This window comes from Kitasatospora sp. NPDC088134 (assembly GCF_044741705.1).
Classification (GTDB): domain Bacteria; phylum Actinomycetota; class Actinomycetes; order Streptomycetales; family Streptomycetaceae; genus Kitasatospora.
Map to the genome: position 1 here is coordinate 19,584 of NZ_JBIUTD010000038.1, position 16,493 is coordinate 36,076.

Annotated in this window: 20 protein-coding genes; 11 read left to right on the plus strand and 9 right to left on the minus strand. The window is 74.9% G+C overall.

What is annotated here, in order from left to right:
- Positions 1-48: 48 nt before the first annotated feature.
- Positions 49-621: a TetR/AcrR family transcriptional regulator gene (locus tag ACIOHG_RS35175; RefSeq protein WP_400957026.1), complete on the minus strand. Its 573-nt coding sequence runs from the start codon at positions 619-621 to the stop codon at positions 49-51.
- A gap of 110 nt (positions 622-731) precedes the next feature.
- Here ACIOHG_RS35175 and ACIOHG_RS35180 point away from each other — a divergent pair, with 110 nt between their 5' ends.
- Positions 732-1,199 (plus strand): nuclear transport factor 2 family protein, encoded by a 468-nt coding sequence (locus ACIOHG_RS35180; RefSeq protein ID WP_400957029.1) that lies wholly within the window; start codon positions 732-734, stop codon positions 1,197-1,199.
- A 56-nt stretch (positions 1,200-1,255) separates the two neighbouring features.
- The gene (locus ACIOHG_RS35185) at positions 1,256-1,504 is read left to right on the plus strand and encodes a helix-turn-helix domain-containing protein (RefSeq protein ID WP_400957031.1); all 249 of its coding nucleotides are present in this window, start codon (positions 1,256-1,258) and stop codon (positions 1,502-1,504) included.
- 135 nt (positions 1,505-1,639) lie between these two features.
- On the opposite strand, the gene ACIOHG_RS35190 is transcribed toward ACIOHG_RS35185, so the two are convergent.
- Positions 1,640-2,551 (minus strand): RNA polymerase sigma-70 factor, encoded by a 912-nt coding sequence (locus tag ACIOHG_RS35190; protein WP_400957034.1) that lies wholly within the window; start codon positions 2,549-2,551, stop codon positions 1,640-1,642.
- 136 nt (positions 2,552-2,687) lie between these two features.
- Entirely contained in the window at positions 2,688-3,161 is a 474-nt protein-coding gene (locus ACIOHG_RS35195) for a carboxymuconolactone decarboxylase family protein (protein WP_400957037.1), read from the minus strand.
- 195 nt (positions 3,162-3,356) lie between these two features.
- Here ACIOHG_RS35195 and ACIOHG_RS35200 point away from each other — a divergent pair, with 195 nt between their 5' ends.
- On the plus strand, positions 3,357-3,695 hold the full coding sequence (locus tag ACIOHG_RS35200) for a hypothetical protein (protein WP_400957040.1): 339 nt from the start codon (positions 3,357-3,359) through the stop codon (positions 3,693-3,695).
- Between the two features lie 120 nt (positions 3,696-3,815).
- On the opposite strand, the gene ACIOHG_RS35205 is transcribed toward ACIOHG_RS35200, so the two are convergent.
- Positions 3,816-4,409, minus strand: coding sequence for a LysE family transporter (locus ACIOHG_RS35205; protein ID WP_400957042.1), 594 nt, complete (start codon positions 4,407-4,409; stop codon positions 3,816-3,818).
- Positions 4,410-4,452: 43 nt separating this feature from the next.
- Entirely contained in the window at positions 4,453-4,761 is a 309-nt protein-coding gene (locus ACIOHG_RS35210; RefSeq protein WP_400957045.1) for a hypothetical protein, read from the minus strand.
- A 133-nt stretch (positions 4,762-4,894) separates the two neighbouring features.
- Between ACIOHG_RS35210 and ACIOHG_RS35215 the strand changes: the two genes are divergently transcribed.
- Complete coding sequence (locus ACIOHG_RS35215) at positions 4,895-6,124, plus strand: SLC13 family permease (RefSeq protein ID WP_400957048.1); 1,230 nt, start codon at positions 4,895-4,897, stop codon at positions 6,122-6,124.
- A gap of 359 nt (positions 6,125-6,483) precedes the next feature.
- The gene (locus ACIOHG_RS35220) at positions 6,484-8,058 is read left to right on the plus strand and encodes a sigma-70 family RNA polymerase sigma factor (protein WP_400957050.1); all 1,575 of its coding nucleotides are present in this window, start codon (positions 6,484-6,486) and stop codon (positions 8,056-8,058) included.
- Between the two features lie 59 nt (positions 8,059-8,117).
- Here the strand turns inward: ACIOHG_RS35220 and ACIOHG_RS35225 are convergent, their stop codons facing one another.
- On the minus strand, positions 8,118-8,597 hold the full coding sequence (locus ACIOHG_RS35225) for an STAS domain-containing protein (protein ID WP_400957053.1): 480 nt from the start codon (positions 8,595-8,597) through the stop codon (positions 8,118-8,120).
- Positions 8,598-8,886: 289 nt separating this feature from the next.
- Positions 8,887-10,257, minus strand: a complete 1,371-nt coding sequence (locus ACIOHG_RS35230) for a cryptochrome/photolyase family protein (protein ID WP_400957055.1) — start codon at positions 10,255-10,257, stop codon at positions 8,887-8,889.
- 250 nt (positions 10,258-10,507) lie between these two features.
- Between ACIOHG_RS35230 and ACIOHG_RS35235 the strand changes: the two genes are divergently transcribed.
- From ACIOHG_RS35235 to ACIOHG_RS35250, 4 genes are all read left to right on the plus strand, one after another.
- On the plus strand, positions 10,508-11,455 hold the full coding sequence (locus ACIOHG_RS35235) for a serine/threonine dehydratase (protein WP_400957058.1): 948 nt from the start codon (positions 10,508-10,510) through the stop codon (positions 11,453-11,455).
- A 33-nt stretch (positions 11,456-11,488) separates the two neighbouring features.
- Positions 11,489-12,148 (plus strand): class I SAM-dependent DNA methyltransferase, encoded by a 660-nt coding sequence (locus ACIOHG_RS35240; protein ID WP_400957060.1) that lies wholly within the window; start codon positions 11,489-11,491, stop codon positions 12,146-12,148.
- Between the two features lie 38 nt (positions 12,149-12,186).
- On the plus strand, positions 12,187-12,858 hold the full coding sequence (locus ACIOHG_RS35245; RefSeq protein WP_400957063.1) for a hypothetical protein: 672 nt from the start codon (positions 12,187-12,189) through the stop codon (positions 12,856-12,858).
- A 185-nt stretch (positions 12,859-13,043) separates the two neighbouring features.
- Positions 13,044-13,565 (plus strand): hypothetical protein, encoded by a 522-nt coding sequence (locus ACIOHG_RS35250; RefSeq protein ID WP_400957066.1) that lies wholly within the window; start codon positions 13,044-13,046, stop codon positions 13,563-13,565.
- A 115-nt stretch (positions 13,566-13,680) separates the two neighbouring features.
- Here the strand turns inward: ACIOHG_RS35250 and ACIOHG_RS35255 are convergent, their stop codons facing one another.
- Both ACIOHG_RS35255 and ACIOHG_RS35260 read right to left on the minus strand, forming a co-directional pair.
- On the minus strand, positions 13,681-14,355 hold the full coding sequence (locus ACIOHG_RS35255) for an adenylate kinase family protein (protein WP_400957069.1): 675 nt from the start codon (positions 14,353-14,355) through the stop codon (positions 13,681-13,683).
- A 14-nt stretch (positions 14,356-14,369) separates the two neighbouring features.
- Positions 14,370-14,585: a hypothetical protein gene (locus tag ACIOHG_RS35260; protein WP_400957072.1), complete on the minus strand. Its 216-nt coding sequence runs from the start codon at positions 14,583-14,585 to the stop codon at positions 14,370-14,372.
- A 414-nt stretch (positions 14,586-14,999) separates the two neighbouring features.
- Between ACIOHG_RS35260 and ACIOHG_RS35265 the strand changes: the two genes are divergently transcribed.
- Both ACIOHG_RS35265 and ACIOHG_RS35270 read left to right on the plus strand, forming a co-directional pair.
- Positions 15,000-15,467 (plus strand): hypothetical protein, encoded by a 468-nt coding sequence (locus tag ACIOHG_RS35265; RefSeq protein ID WP_400957075.1) that lies wholly within the window; start codon positions 15,000-15,002, stop codon positions 15,465-15,467.
- Complete coding sequence (locus ACIOHG_RS35270; protein WP_400957078.1) at positions 15,464-16,189, plus strand: hypothetical protein; 726 nt, start codon at positions 15,464-15,466, stop codon at positions 16,187-16,189. Before ACIOHG_RS35265 ends, ACIOHG_RS35270 begins: the two co-directional genes overlap by 4 nt.
- The last annotated feature ends 304 nt before the right edge of the window (positions 16,190-16,493 follow it).

Here is a 16,493-nt window from a genome sequence, read left to right on the forward strand (position 1 = left end):
AGTTCGCCGGCACCCGGCGGACGGGCCGCGAGCGCGGCCGCGTTCCGTTCAGTGTCCGGCGGCGGAGAGCAGGGTCTCGACGGCGGTGCGGGCGCGGGCGGCGGGGGTCGGGTCGCCGGTGATGGCGGCGGTGACGATGGCGCCCTCGGCCAGCAGTTGGACCGGCGCCGGGTCGGTCAGGCCGGCCGCCCGGCACCAGGTGGCGAGGTCCCGGTGGAACGCCTCCTTGTGGGCGCGGACCTCGGCCAGCACGGCCGGGGAGGACGGGCCCAGCTCGCCGAAGGCGTTGATCCAGGCGCACCCCCGGTAGCCCGGCTCGCCGAACCACCGCTCCAGCCAGTCGAACACCGCCAGCAGCCGCTCCCGGGGCTCGGCCCGCTCCGCCACGGCCGCCGCCAGCCGCCCGCGCCAGCGCGCGTCCCGCCTGCGCAGCACCGCCACCACCAGGTCGTCCTTGGTCGGGTGCAGCCGGTAGATCCGCTTCAGCGGCAGCCCCGACGCGGCGCGCACCTCGTCCATCCCGACGGCCCGGACGCCCTTCTCGTAGAACAGCGCCTCGGCGGCGTCGAGCAGTGCCGCGCCGTCCTGGCGGACCTGGTCCTCGGTGAGTGGGGCGGGCACGGCGGCTCCTCGGGCGGTCGGATCCGGATTGACCTGGAGAACGGTCGTTCCCTACTCTAGGTCCGAGACTCTGGAGAACGCTCGTTCTCCATCTGCCGGAGGAGGCCGCCATGTCCGAGGACCGCCCGCCCCGCCCGCCGTTCACCCGCGAGAGCGCGCTCGCCAAGGTCCAGGCCGCCGAGGACGGCTGGAACTCCCGCGACCCGCGCCGGGTCGCCCTCGCCTACACCCCCGACTCGGTCTGGCGGAACCGCGACGCCTTCGTCACCGGCCGGGAGGAGATCACCGCCTTCCTCACCGCCAAGTGGCAGCGCGAGCACCAGTACGCCCTGCGCAAGAGCCTGTGGGCCTTCGAGGACGACCGGATCGCCGTCCGCTTCCAGTACGAGTGGCACGACGCCGACGGCCAGTGGTGGCGCAGCTACGGCAACGAGCTCTGGGAGTTCGACGCGCACGGCCTGATGTCCCGCCGCGAGGCCAGCATCAACGACACCCCCATCGACGCCGCCGACCGCCGGATCTTCGGCCCCCGGCCCGCCGAGGAGCGCGACGGCGCGGAGCGGCTGCCGCTGCGCTGAGGCCGCCGGACGGGAGGGTTTGGGCGTCCGGGCGCCTCGTTCAGTAGCGTGTCGGCATGGTCCGAGTCCCCCTCACCCCCGAGCAGATCGAGGCCGGCCGCCGCCTGGGCGCGCTGTTCCGCGAGACCCGGGCCGGCCGCGACCCAGCGACGATCGCGCACAGCGCCGGGATCTCCCCCGAAACCCTCCGCAAGATCGAGATGGGCCGCCTCCCCAGCCCCGGCTTCGGCACCGTCGTCGGCCTCTGCGCCGCGCTCGGCCTTCCCCTGGACACGGCGGCGCGGACCTGGCTGCAGGCCGAATGACAGCCGAATGACAAGGGCCTTCGGCCCGGAACGGGGTGGCGCCCAGCGGCCTCTCGGACACCAGCCCCTCGGCGCCGCCGTTCCCCGGGCCCCTGGAGCTTCGCTCCCCGGGCCCCTGGATGCCCGAGCGTGTGCCTAGCGGATGCGGCGCAGTTCGCGGTCGACGGCCCACGGGTCGGCGACCGGGCCGAGGTGGGCGAGCTTGTCCGGGTTGATGACGGTGCGGACGGTGCGGACCCGGCCGTCGAGGACCTCCAGGGACATCACGCGCAGGACCAGGCCGTCGCGGTCGCGGAACAGCGCCCCGGGTTCCCCGTTGACCTCGCACGGCTCGCAGCTGATCCCGGTCTCCGTCATCAGCGGGTGGACGGTGGCGAGCAGTCGGGCCACCTTCTCCGCGCCGGCCACGGCGCGGGCCAGCTGGGGGGCCTTGCCGCCGCCGTCGCCGACGAGTTCGACGTCCGCGGACAGCACGCGTCGCAGCCCGGCGAGGTCTCCCCGGGAGAGCGCCGCGAAGAACCGTCCGGCCAGTTCCTCGCGTTCCCGGCGGTCGGCGGCGAACCGGGGGCGGCCCTCGCTCATGTGGCGGCGGGCCCGGACGAGCAGTTGCCGGCAGGCGGGTTCGGTGCGGCCGACCGTCGCGCCGATCTCGTCGAAGCCGAAGCCGAAGACGTCCCGCAGCACGAACACCGCCCGCTCCAGCGGGCTGAGCCGTTCCAGGAGCAGCAGGGCCGCCATCGACACCGAGTCGGCGAGTTCCGCCGCCCGGGCCGGGTCCTGGTAGGGGTCGTCGAGCAGCGGTTCGGGCAGCCACGTCCCGACGTACGCCTCGCGCCGCACCCGGGCGGAGCGCAGCACGTCGAGGGCGATCCGGGTGACGGTGGTCGACAGGAAGGCCCGGGGCGAGTCCGGCCGGGTCGGCGAGGCGTCGTAGCGGAGCCAGCTCTCCTGGACGGCGTCCTCCGCCTCGCTCACGCTGCCCAGCATCCGGTACGCGATCGAGAACAGCAGCGGCCGCAGCTCCTCGAACTCCTCGACCTTGCCCACGCGACTCTCCCCCTGCGGTGCGTGCCGTCCGGGGGTGCCGGACGGGCCCGATACGGAGCCGGGGCGGCCCGCGCTCCCGCGGACCGTCCGGCTCGTCGTGATCTTGGCACTTCCGCCCCCGCCGGGGAACCCCGGCTCAGTGGAACTGCCCCGCCTGGTAACCGCCGCCGGGCTGCCGGGTGATGGCGTTCAGCCGGTTCACCATGTTCATGAACGACACCAGCATGACGAGGGCCGTCAGCTGCTCCCCGTCGTAGTGCCGGGCGGCCCGCTCCCAGGTCGCGTCGTCGACCCCGGCCGCCCCGTCGGCGATCCGGGTGCCCTGCTCGGCGAGCGCGAGCGCGGCGCGCTCGGCCTCGGTGAAGACCGTCGCCTCGCGCCAGACCGCGACCATGCCCAGCCGCAGCGCGCTCTCGCCGGCCGCCGCGGCCTCCTTCAGGTGCATGTCGACGCAGGCCGAGCAGCCGTTGATCTGGCTCACCCGGAGCGCCACCAGCTCCCGCGTCGCGGCGGGCAGCGACGACTCCTGCAGGGTCCGACCCGCCGCCATGACGTGCTTGAGCGCCCGGCCGGCGATCGGGGCGGCGAAGTAGTCCAGTCGTGCGTCCATCGTGTGCTCCTCCGGATCGGTCCGTGCTTGCACCCCATGGACGGGGCGGCCCCCGCCGTTGTGACACGAACCGGTGTGACGCACGTCTCCCCGACGGGATGTCACGGGCCGGGCCGCTGCCCCGTCCAGGGTGCGGGCGCCCTCCCCCGGGGGGCGGCCGCCACCTCGTTCCGGCGCTGGAGAAAGACCACCGACATGCAGATCCTTCGGTACGTGTTCCTCGTCTTCCACCTGTTCGGCTTCGCCGCGCTGCTGGGCGGCGTCTTCTACCAGGTGCGCGGAAAGGACCCGGTCGCGGGCGGCTACATGGTGACCAGCGCGATCGTCCAGCTCGTCACCGGCGCCGGCCTGGTCTGGACCCGCCTCTCCCTCGACCTCCCCGTCCTGCACGCGAAGACCGGCGTGAAACTCGCCCTGGACGCCCTGATCGCCGCCGTCGCCCTGCTGGGCATGCGCACCAAGCAGCCCTGGGCCTTCTACACCGTGGCCACCGCGACGGCCGCCGCAGCCGTCGTCGCCGTCGCCTGGACGTAGGGAGTGCGGTTCCCAGGAAATGCCTTCAGGGGCCCGGGGAACGGCGGGGCCGAGGGGCGGGTGGCCGACGGGCCGCGGGGCGCCACGCCGTTTCGGGCCGAAGGTCGGAAGGTCGGAAGGTCAGAGCGCGAGCCGCAGTGCCAGCAGGCCGACCAGTCCGTAGCCGACCGCGTAGGTCGTGCGGCGCAGGCGCGGCCCCAACCGGGCCCCCGCGAAGGCGCCCGCCGCGGCGAGGAGGTGCTGCCACAGGAGCGAGGCGAGGAAGACGCCCGTGACGAAGGCCGTGGCTCCGGCGTGGGCGCCCGTGCCGCGGGCGGCGATCAGGGCGGTGAAGTAGAGGGCGGTGGTGGGGTTGACCGCCGTGAGGAGGGCGAAGCGCAGGAACGCCCGGCCGGCGCCGCGCGCGGACGGGGCGGGGACGGGTTCGGCGGCGCCCCGCAGACCGAGCAGGCCGTGCACGGCGATCGCGCCGAGCAGCAGCGCGGAGACGGCCCGCACCGCGCCCTCGTGCCCGGCGAGCAGCGCGGCGACCCGCGGGCCGGCCAGCACCGCGACCGTCGCGTACGCGCCGTCGACCGCGGCGACAGCCGTCGCCCCACCCGCGGCGGGTGCCCAGCCGCGGCGGCCCTCCTGGAGCAGCAGGACCCCGACCGCGCCCAGTGGCACCGCCACGCCGAGTCCCGCCACCGCGCCTTCGAGGGCCGCACTTGTCATGGGGCAACGATGGCGGTCCACGCCGCCCCGGCGCACCGCATTTTCAGCGGGCGGCCACCGCCGGTCCGGCCCCGCGCCGTTTCCGGGCCGCCCTGACGGCGAGCACGGAGCGGTAGGAGAGGACGGCGAGCACGGACTCCGCGGAGAGCACGGAGCCGGCGCTGCGCCAGGAGCCGACGGAGAGCACCGACAGCGCGGAGCCGAGGCCGCCGAGCGACAGCACCGAACCGACCGAGCCGACGGACAGCACCGAGTAGGCGCAGCCGATCGACAGGAAGGAGCCGGTCGAGCCGACCGAGAACCCGGTCGCCGCCGCCTTCCGCAGCCACTGCGCGTTCCGCTGGACGGACATGTCGCCTCCCGTGGGTCCGGTGCTCGCTGCCGGTCAGCCTGCCGTCCCCGCTCCCCCGGCGCAAAGGGGCTGGTCGGCGGGTGTTTGGATGGAACCTTTGCGCGCGGGCAGGAGAGGGCCGGAGGTGGCGGGGATGGGTGCGGAAGCGCTGGCGCTGGTGCTGCTGGCCGTGGTGCTGGTGTGCGCGGTGCGGCGGCCGTTCGGCTGGCCGGAGGCGGTGACCGCGGTGCCGGCGGCGGGCCTGCTGGTGGCGGTGGGGGCGGTGTCGCCGTCGGCGGCGTGGGCCGAGATCGGACGGCTGGCGCCGGTGGTCGGGTTCCTGGCGGCGGTGCTGGTGCTGGCCCGGCTGTGCGACGAGGAGGGCCTGTTCGGGGCGCTGGGCCAGTGGATGGCGGGCGCGTCCGGCGGGCGGCCGGTGCCGCTGCTGCGGCAGGTGTTCGCGGTGGCGGCCGTGGTGACGGCGGTGCTCAGCCTGGACGCGACCGTGGTCCTGCTGACGCCGGTGGTGCTGGCCACCACCGGCGTGCTCGGGGTCCGGGCCCGCCCGCACCTGTACGCGTGCGCGCACCTGGCGAACTCGGCCTCGCTGCTGCTGCCGGTGTCGAACCTGACGAACCTGCTGGCGTTCACCGCGAGCGGCCTGGGCTTCGGCCGGTTCACCGCGCTGATGGCGTTGCCCTGGCTGGCCGCCGTCGGCGTCGAGTACCTGGTGCTGCGGCGCTTCTTCGCCGCCGACCTGGCCGTCCCCGCCGAGCACCCCGTCCCCGCCGAACGGCCCCGGCTGCCCCGCTTCCCCCTGTTCACCGTCGCGGGCACGCTGGCCGGGTTCGTGCTGGCCTCCGCGCTGGACCTCTCCCCCGCGTGGGCGGCGACGGCGGGCGCGCTGGTGCTGGCCGTCCGGGCGCTGCGGGACGGGCGGACCACGCCGCGCCGGATCGTGGACGCCGCGGCGGTGCCGTTCCTGGCGTTCGTACTGGCCCTCGGCGTGGTGGTGAAGGCCGTGGTCGACAACGGGCTCTCCGCCCACCTCGCCGCGCTCGTCCCGGCCGGGGACTCGCTGCCGGTGCTGTTCGCCCTCGCCGGGCTGGCCGCGCTGCTCGCCAACCTGGTCAACAACCTGCCCGCGACGCTGCTCCTGGTCCCGCTCGCCGCGACCTCCGGGCCGGGCCCGGTGCTGGCCGTCCTGCTGGGCGTCAACCTCGGGCCGAACCTCACCTACGCGGGTTCCCTCGCCATCCTGCTGTGGCGCCGCCTCACCCCCGCGAGCAGCGCCGCCACCTTCACCCGCCTGGGCCTGCTCACCGTCCCGACCACCCTCGCGGCCTCGGTCCTGGCCCTGTGGGCCTCGCTGCAGATCTTCTGAGGCAGGACGGGAGAAATCAGGGGCCCGGGGAACGGCGGGGCCGAGGGGCGTGGGGCCGGAACACAGTGGGGCGCTACGGGGCGTCGGCCAAAAGACCTTCGGCCCGAAACGGGGCAGCGCCCAGCGGCCCGTCGGACACCAGCCCCTCGGCCCCGCCGTTCCCCGGGCCCCTGACGGGGCTCCCTGATCACCCAGCGTGTGCCGAGAAGTTCCCCGGCGGGGGCTCTCGCTTATGCTTCGCGTCGGCCCAGGAGTTTCTCCCGAGATTTGTGTTATCAGCTGTTGGTCGGTGGATCTCCCAAGGTGTGAGGGCAGGCAGCGAGAGCACGAGGGCGGTCCGGGCTGTGGAGAGTGGGCGGGTGACGGCGCTGGTCGAGCGCGCGCAGCGCGGCGACCGGCAGGCGGTGGCGGAGCTGGTGGGCGGGCATCTGCCGCTGGTGTACAACGTGGTGGGCCGGGCGCTGGCCGGGCATCCGGACACCGACGACGTGGTGCAGGAGACCATGCTGCGGGCGGTGGACGGGCTGCCGGGGCTGCGGGAGCCGGAGGGCTTCCGGAGCTGGCTGGTGGCCATCGCGGTGAACCAGGTCCGCCGCCGGTTCCGCGACAGCGGGCCGGACGCGGTGCCGGACCCGGCCGCCGTCGCCGATCCGGCGGGGGACTTCGTGGGCCTGACGATCGTCCGGCTGGGGCTGTCCGAGCAGCGCCGCGAGGTCGCGGAGGCGACCCGCTGGCTGGACGAGGGCGACCGAGACCTGCTGGCGCTGTGGTGGCTGGAGGCGGCGGGCGAGCTGAGCCGCCCCGAGCTGGCGGCCGCGCTGGAGGTGACGCCGCAGCACGCGGCGGTGCGGGTGCAGCGGATGAAGGGGCAGCTGGACGCGGCCCGGCTGGTGGTGCGGGCGCTGGCGGCGGTGCCGCCGTGCCCGTGGCTGGCCGAGCTGACGGCGTCCTGGGACGGGGTGCCGAGCACGCTGTGGCGCAAGCGGATGGGCCGGCACGTCCGGGAGTGCGCGCGCTGCTCGGAGCAGCGGCAGGGGCTGTTCCCGGCGGAGGGGCTGCTGGCGGGGCTGGCGATGGTGCCGCTGCCGGACGGGCGGCTGCTGGACGCGGTGCTGACCCGCTCGGGGGCCGGGCCGGCAGCGCGTCCGGCGGGGTCGCACCGGCGGGGGCCGCAGGGCGGTTCGCGCCGGGCGGGGGCGCGTCGGGGTCACCGGGGGGCGCGGCGGCGCGGTCCGGCGCGGGTGCTGGTCGGCGGCGGGGTGGTGGCGGTGGCCGTCGGCCTGCTGGCGGTGCTCGGTCTGGAGGACCCGCCGGACGCGACGGGCGAGGCCGAACAGGCGCCGACCGCGGTGGCGCTGGTGGACCCGGCCCAGGGCACGGCCCCGGCCGCCGCGGAGAGTGCCTCGGCCGCACCGTCCGCGTCGCCCCCGGCCAAGCCCTCCCCGAGCGCTTCCCCGTCCCCGACCCCGTCCGCGTCCGTCAAGGCCCAGGCCCCCGCGCCGCCCGCGCCCGCCGCCAGTAGTACGGCGGCGACCGCCGCGAAGCGGTCCGCGGATCTCGGCCAGCAGGTGCTGGACCTGGTCAACTCCCAGCGGGCGCAGGCGGGTTGCGGCCCGGTGCGGGCGAACGGGCAGCTGGCGACGGCGGCGCAGCGGCACTCGGACGACATGGCGGCGCGCAACTTCTTCGACCACACGAACCCGGACGGGGCCGGACCGCAGCAGCGGATCGACGCCGCCGGGTACCGGTGGAGCGGCTGGGGCGAGAACATCGCGCGCGGGCAGAAGGACCCGGCGGCGGTGATGGACAGTTGGATGAACAGCCCCGGCCACCGGGCGAACATCCTGAACTGCAAGTTCACCGAACTCGGCGTGGGCATCCACCTGGGCGCGGGCGGCCCGTGGTGGACCCAGGACTTCGGAACTCCCGCCTGAGGCACGGGTGTTGACGGGCCGTCGCCGTTGACGGTCCGTCAGGTTCCGCTGCCGGGCGCTCAGTCGGCGGCCACGGGGCTGCCCTCGCGCTGGCGCGGGACGACCTCGACGGCGTCCGGCTCGTCGGCCTCCTCGGGCAGCGCGTTCTCGGGCAGCGCACCCTCGGGCGGCGTGCCCTTCGCGGGGACGGCCCCCCGGAGGTCGGCGAGGGCGTCCTCGACGGAGTCGTGCGCGTCGAAGATCCGCTCGATGCCGAAGAGTTGGAGGATCTTGCGGGTGTGGGTCTCGGGCCCCGGCAGGACCAGCCGCAGCAGGCCGGACCGGGAGGCCAGCATGCGGCGGGTGGCGACCAGGACCGCGAAGCCGGTGGAGTCGCAGAAGTCGACGCGGCTGATGTCGACCACCATCCGCAGGCAGCCGTCGGTGATCAGCCGCTGGAGGCGCTCGCGGAGTGCGGCCACTCCGCTGATGTCCACCTCGCCGGCCACCTGGACCACGGTCCAGCCGTATCGCTCCCCGTAGCTCACGCTCAGTGCCACTCTGGTGCCTTTCTCCGGGATCGCTGGGGGTATGCGGCCTGTGCCCGATTCCGGCCGCGGCAATCCTGCCGGAGGTGATGATTTCGCGGTCAAGGGGAGGAATTTCCGCGAAATGTCATGGCCCGGCTCCGCTTGACGGAGGAATTCGCTGGTCGACCCGACGATCTGCACAGGATTTCCTCCGGTTGGCGGTACCGGATTCCGGGCCGGCCCGTCCGTTCCCCGGAGCACGGTGGGTGACGACGCGCGTGGTTCACCCGGACGGCCCACGCAGGTTCCTGACGGTTCGTCAGCTCAGGCCGGGCAGCGACTCCTGCCCCCGGTCCCGTTCCTCGCCCGCCGCCCGGGCCGCGCGCAACCGCCGCGCGGTGGCGTCGGGGGCGATCAGCGGGGCGGGGTAGTCGGCCGGGCGGTGCCGGAGCTGCCAGGGGCGGTGGATCGAACGGCCCGGCAGGTCGGCGAGTTCGGGGACCCAGCGGCGGACGTAGGCGCCGTCGGGGTCGTAACGGTCGGCCTGGGTCAGCGGGTTGAGGACCCGGTTGGGGCGGGTGTCGGTGCCGGTGCCCGCCACCCACTGCCAGTTGAGCTGGTTGTTGGCGAGGTCGCCGTCCACCAGGTGGTGCAGGAAGTGCCGGGCGCCGAGCCGCCAGTCCAGGTACAGGCTCTTGGCCAGGAAGCTCGCCGTCAGCAGTCGGGCCCGGTTGTGCATCCAGCCGGTCTCGGCGAGCTGGCGCAGGCCCGCGTCGACGATCGGGAACCCGGTCCGGCCGGTCCGCCAGGCTTCGAACTCCTCCGGGTCGGTGCGCCAACTGCCTTCCCTGACACGGTAGTCGGCGTGCGCGGCGGCGGGCCGGGCGGCCAGCACCTGGTGGTGGAAGTCCCGCCAGACCAGCTGCCGGACGAACGCCTCCGCGCCCGGCCCGCCGCGCCGCTCGGCGAGGTGGACCAGCTCGTTCGCGGACAGGCAGCCGAAGTGCAGGTAGGGCGACAGGTGCGAGGTGCCGTCGGCGGCGAGGTCGTCGTGCAGGTCGGCGTAGGAATCGGTGTGCCAGTGCTGCCAGTTGCGGCGGGCCGCGCTCTCGCCGGGCGTCGGCAGGACCCGCGCGGTGGGCGTCGCGGTGGGGATCGGGGCGCCGCGCAGACCCTCGGGGGTGTGCAGGGTGCGGGGCGCGGGCAGCGGGGCGCGGCGGCGGACCTCCTGCCAGGCCCGGTGGTACGGCGTGAACACCGCGTAGTGGTCGCGCCCGGCCGGGGTGACGGCACCCGGCGGCACCGCCGTCAGCGAGCCCTCGTGGACGTGCAGCCGCTCCCCCAGCGCCCGGCGCAGCCGCTGTTCGCGCCGCCGCGCGTAGCCGCTGACCCCGGCGGCGACGTGCACGGCCGCCGCGCCGAGTTCGGCGGCGAGCTTCGCGGTCTGCTCGGCGGTGTCGCCCTCGCGCACCAGCAGGCGGCCGCCGATCCGGCGCAGCCCCGCGTCCAGGTCGGCCAGGCAGCCGGCCAGGAAGGCGACCCGGTTGGGGGCGTCGAAGCCGGCCCGGGCGACCGCCGGGTCGCCGACGAACAGCGGCACCACCTGGTCGGCGCCAGCCCGGGCGGCGTGCAGGGCGGGGTTGTCGTGCAGGCGCAGGTCCTGGGTGAACAGGACGACGGCGAGAGTCATGGCGGTGCGCGCCTCTGTGCTCGGGCCCGGCGGCGCGTCGATCCGACGAGGTCGCCCCACCGGGCGGGGCGGTACGGGGACCAGGCGTCCCCACCCGTCCTTCGGAGCCCGGGCCGGAACGGATGGGAGCCGGCCCGGCGGGACGAGCGGGTACTCTCGGCCCCGTCCGTCCCACCGTCCGTCCCGCCGTCAGGCCCTCCCGCCATCAGGCCCTCCCGCCGTCCCGCCGTCGATCCTCCGGAGCGTTGCCGTGCAGCTGCTGCCCGTCCCCGTGCTCACCCCCGCCGATGTCGCGGCGGCCGCCGACCGGATCGCCGGGCGGGTCCGGCCCGTCGCGGTGACCCCGGACGGGGGTGGCGGCGGGGTCCGGCTGGCCCTCGAACTGCTGCAGCACACCGGGTCGTTCAAGGCTCGGGGCGCGCAGAACTTCGTCCGGGCGCACCGGGAGGCGGGGACGCTGCCGGCGGCGGGGGTGACGATCGCCTCGGGCGGCAACGCGGGGCTGGCGTGCGCGTGGGCGGCGCGGGAGGCGGGGGTGCGGGCGACGGTGTTCCTGCCCGTGAACGCCCCGGCGGTGAAGGTGGCGCGGCTGCGCGGCTACGGCGCGGAGGTCCGGTTGGCGGGCGGCGAGTACGCGGAGGCGCTGGCGGCGTGCGAGGAGTTCGCGGCGAACAGCGGCGCGCTGGCCTCGCACGCGTACGACCATCCGCTGATCGCGGCGGGCGCGGGCACGCTGCTGGCGGAGATCCGCCGCCAAGTGCCCGGCCTGGACACGGTGGTGGTGTCGGTGGGCGGCGGCGGCCTGTTCGCGGGGGTGGCGACGGCGGCGCGGGAGCACGGGGTGCGGACCGTCGCGGTCGAGCCGGAGCACTGCCGGGCGCTGAACGCGGCCATCGAGGCCGGCCACCCGGTGGACGTGCCCGTGGACTCGGTGGCCGCCGACTCGCTGGGCGCCCGCCGGGCCTCGATGACCGCCCTGCACGCGGCCCGGGAGGGCGACGTGCACTCCGTCCTGGTCCCCGACGAGGCGATCGTCCGGGCCCGCCGCGCCCTCTGGGACACCCACCGCCTCGCCGTCGAACACGCCGCCGCGACCGCCTTCGCCGCCCTCACCACCGCCTACCGCCCGGCCCCGGACGAAACCGTCTGCGTGATCCTGTGCGGCGCCAACACCGACCCGGCCACCCTGGCCGACTGAGCGCCCGGACGGGCGGCGGGTACGGTGGCGGTCGTGGAGAACTGGATCGCGGACACCAGGAGTTCCTACGACACGGTGGCGGCGGACTACGCCGGGCTGATCCGCGGGGTGCTGGCCGGGGCGCCGTACCTGCGGGCGGCGCTGGCGCTGTTCGCCGGGCTGGTGCGGGACGCGGGCGGGGGGCCGGTGGTGGACGTGGGGTGCGGGCCCGGGCACGTCACCGCGCACCTGCACGGGCTGGGGGTGGACGCGTTCGGTGTCGACCTCTCGCCCGGGATGGTCGAGGTGGCCCGGCGCGACCATCCCGGGCTGCGGTTCGAGGTCGGGACGATGACGGCGCTCGACCTCCCGGACGGGTCGGTCGCGGGCCTGCTCGCCTTCTGGTCGCTGATCCACCTCCCGGACGCCGAACTCCCGGGCGTGCTGGGGCAGTTCCGGCGGGTGCTGCGACCGGGCGGGCCGCTGCTGCTCGGGTTCCACGTCGGCGACGGCTCCCGGCTGAAGACCGAGGGCTACGGCGGCCACCCGATGAAGGTGCACGTCCACCGCCGCCGCCCCGAGCAGATGGCGGCGCTGCTCCGCGCGGCCGGGTTCGCCGTCGAGGCCCACCTGCTGACCGACCCCGACGGGAGCGCCCCGGGCGCGCTCCTGTTCGCCTGCCCGTCCCGGTCCGGAAACCCGGGGGTGCACTGACCTTCCGCACCGGGCCGCTGGGCGGCAGAGTGTCCGGTGTGATCTTCGAAGTGCTGGTGCCGATCGTGCCGTCGGTCTGCTGGCTGCTCACCGCGCCGCCCGGCCGGGTCCGCCCCGTGGTGGCGGCCGTGCTCGCGGCGGCGGCCGCGGTGGCGTACGGGTCCGAGCTGGGCGTGCTGCCGGACGGGGTCCACTGGACGGCCCTGGTCGCGGCGGGCGGCACCGCCGTGGTGACGCTGCTGCTGGGGCTGGTGCTGGTGTGGCCGGTGCACCGGGGCGAGCACGGCGAACGGCGGCTGACCGGCGCGGCCCTGTCGATCACCTGCGTCCTGGTGCTGGGCGTGGTGACCCTGTTCGGCGGCGGCCTGCTGTCCGCGTTCGGGGCGCCGCTGCGCGTCCCGGCCGCCGCCGAGGTGGCGCCGCTGCCGGACGGGCTGCGGATCACCGCCGACCGGGACACCGGGTGCGGCGGCGGCTCCACCACCTACTGCATCCGCGAACTCACCGTCGACGGCCCCCCGGACACCGCGGACCGGCTCCGCACCCACCTGACCGCCACCGGCTGGCCGCTCACCCAGGACTCCGGCGGCTGGAACGCCTGCCGCCGCACCGGCGCCCTGCTCGACGTCCGCACCGTCTGCCTCGACCTGGCCACCACCGCCTCCGGCACCGCCGTCACGCTCACCCTGTCCAGCGACGACCACTCCTGACCGACCGACCGCCGGCCTCGCTCCCGCCTGGAGCTCCGGCCGGGTCGAAAGGAACGCGAACCGGGCCGGAGCACCCGAAGGAGCCAGGTGCGGCCGGGCCCCGTTCCGGCTCCTCGGCATTCGGATCCCGACCCGGTCGCCACCAGGCTCCGGCGTGGTCAGTGCGGTCCTCTATGGTCCGGGCCATGACCAACTCCGCAGCGTGGACCGACGACGAGATCATCGCCAAGGTCCGCGGGTTCGCCGAGGCCAACGAGCTCCCTCCGCCCGTTCCGGTCGAGGCCGCCGACGAGTTCGAGGCCGCTGTCGGCCACCCCCTGCCGCGGCTGCTGCGGAGGATCTACTGCGAGGTCGCCAACGGCGGCTTCGGCGTCCGGGGCGACGTGGTGCCGCTGGTGGAAACCGGAACGTCGCACCGTTTCAGTGACGCGGATTCCCTCACCCGGCTCCATCGCGAGTGGTCGTCCGCATACGAGGGGGTCCATCCGACCCACGTGGTCCCGCTCGTCACCATGGGATGCGGCATCTGGTGGTGCATCGACCTCAGCACACCGCAGGGCGACATGTGGGGCATCGACCCGAACGGGCTCTGCGACCGCCACTTCCTGTTCCCGGAGAAGTACACCCTGGCGGAGTGGCTGACCGACTGGCTGGAAGGGAACGACACCTTCCCCGACGCCCCGGTGCGCGACTGCACCCAGTGCTGACCGGCCGTCACGGACACGCTGTGGAGGCCACGGAGCTCCGGCCAGCGCCCTGACATCGGTTCGGGAACGCATTCCGTGAAGCCGATCGCGCTGCTGTGCACCGGCAGACGCGCTGTCATTTTCTGGTGGACACCTGATGCTGTCGCAGCGCGGTGAGCGCGCGGCCGGCTGTCTCGTCGGGCGTGCCGACAGCGTCGACCGTGACGAGGAGCCCTTGCCCTGCGTAGTGCCGGACGACGGGCTGCACCCTCGCTTCGTCGCTGCTGAACCGACTGCGGACGTTCTCCTCCCTGTCGTCCTCCCGCTGATAGAGCTCACCGCCGCAGACGTGGCAGGCGTCATCGGTGTCGAGGGTGTCCACCGCCGGCTCGTGGACGTGGGCCGGGTGGTGACGGCAGAGGCGACGGGCGGACCGGTGGCGGACGCGCCGCTCCACCTCCGGCTCGGGAAGGTGCAGGCGCAGCACGCTGTCCAGGGGCATGTCGAGTTCGTGGAGCAGCGCGTCCAGGGCGAGCGCCTGGGCGGCGTTGAGCGGGTACCGGTCGAGGAGGAAGGCCGTGAGGGCCCTGCGGCACAGATGGTCGCGGACGATCTCGTTGATGATCTCGTCCGGGAGCCGCCTGTCGGAGTTCATGATCTCGGCGGACCGGATTCCCAGGTCGGTGCCCCGGCGGAGGTGAGCGCGCACGAGCTCGCCGAGGTGGATGCGCGGCACTGCCAGTGCCCGAGCCAGCGAATCGCCCGGTGACTCCCGCGGCCACGCCGGTGGTTGCAGGACGACGATGCGCATCGGGCCCGTCGCCATCAGCGGCCCGTCCAGGAGCTGTCGCGGAGCGGGTGCTTGTCCTGCTCGCCGGTCGAGCAGATCACCGCGGCACCGCCGTTCCCGCAGGAGAGCCGGTCGCCCGGCGCGACGAACCCCCGTCCGTCCCGGTCGACCTGGAAGTCGGTGTGGAGCAGGAACTCGCCGGGCAGGAGCATCCGCGGCAACGGGGTCAGCCCGTCGGTCTTCAGGCGCACGACCCGAGCATCCCGCAGGGGCCGGTGCCACCGCGACCGGTTTCGGCCGGCCGGCGGCGCGAGGACCTTCCCCTGCGGGAAGGGCTCGGCCGGCCTCGGCGGTCCGGGCCGTCTCCGGCGCGGGCTCGACCGGTACAGGTTCAGGGGCTGGCGGGTCTCGCAGTCGACCAGGACGCCCCGCCCGGCGCACGGCACGTCCACCAGGCGCCGGCCGTACCGGCTGTGCACCCGCTCGGACGGAATCCGGCGGCCCGGGCACGGCTTTGGAGCGCGTTCCGGTGTCGACGCCTCGATTCCCACGCGGTCGGCATCCCAACGAACATGACGGAGTGTCACCAGCGCACGGCAGCGCGATCGGCTTCGCGAACTTCGTGCCTGCACCCGGAAACGTGACCGCCGGTGCCGCTGTCGGCCATGAGGGCCAGAATCGTCGGCATGCCGCTGTGCGACTACTTCTCTGCCGCCGACGACCAGGCCGCTGTCGCTGTCCTCCGGACGCCGGGAGGACCGGGGCCGGCGGCCCTCGACGTGGTCTTCCTCAAGAACATCGACCCCGTCGTCGCGATCACCCGACTCGAAGCCATCATGACGAACTGCAGCTACGAGGAAGCGACCGGACGTCCGCGGTCCGGGCAACTGCTGTCCGACCCGGAGGACGACGGGGCCTTCGTGGTCAGCCTGACCGACACCCTGATGGCTGCCCTCGCCTCGGCAGCGCAGGACGACCTCGTGCGCTTCGCCGAGCCGTGGTCGAGGACCGACGAGCTCCGACAGTTGGGGATCGACGTCGAGGGCGCGGTCGGCGTCCTGGAGTCCTTGGCCGGCCTGGCTCGGCGAGCCCGGGCTTCCCGGCAGCGGCTGTACTGCTGGTGGGCGCTGTGACCCGCCGACGCCCGGCGCCGTTGTCCTTCTCGCCCCGACAAGGTGAACGACCAGGCCAACGCCCGCTACTTCGGAGTCGCCTCCCGCTCCGGACTGCTGCTCCACCGCGCCGGGCCCCGGCAGGACGACTACGACGGCTACGGCTTCGAGGTGACCGGCTACCCGGCGGGCTGGTCGGTCGCCGCGGCCCGGGCCACGATCACCGCCGACGCCGCCTCCTGCTGCCCCTGCTGCCCCTGCTGCACGGCCCTGTCCCGGCGACCCGGATCCGTGCCGCCCACGCCCTGGCCACCGCCACCGCCACCGACCTCGACGGCACGGTCCGCACCGCCCTCCGTGCCCGGTTCGCTGCCGAGCCGGCCCCGGACGTCTGTGCCGCGCTGCTCCTCGCCATCGCCGACATCGCCCGTGCCCGCCCCGACCCGCCGACCACCGGCCTGCTGCGCGCGTACTGGCAGGACCACGCCCGGGCCCCCGAGGTCCGGCCGGCCACTGCGATCGGATGGCTCTGCCTCACCGACGGAACCGCTCCCGACGACCTGCGCGCAGCCGTCGACCGCCTCGCCACCGACGAGCGCGCCCGTACCATGGACGGCCTGCCCTGGACGGCCGCCGCCGGCGGATCCGGCGGGACGGGGCTGCGGCGCTGCCTGCGTACGATGCTCCACCCCGAGCAGCCCGACCCGAGGGGGTACGACGACCCGTGGGCCCCGCGGTCCTGACGGCGAGAGCAGATCCTCACCCACGTTGGGCGTCGAGCAAGCGGACCCGGTGATCACTCGTCCAGGTGCCTCCGGGACGTGGGCACAGCCTTCACGTGATCCTGAACTCGGCTCAAGGGAGAGGTGACTTGACGCGAAGGCCGCAGTGAGGAGCGCGGTGCAGCAGGGTGTGCGGGGCGAGCCGTTCGCGGAACTGTCACGTCTCCGGGGGTCTTCTACAGCTGCCTGGCCGTGCGGCGCGACGCGCTGTGCGAGCTGACGGACGCGGTGCCGTGCAGCGACGGGCCGGTGAAGACCCTGGTCG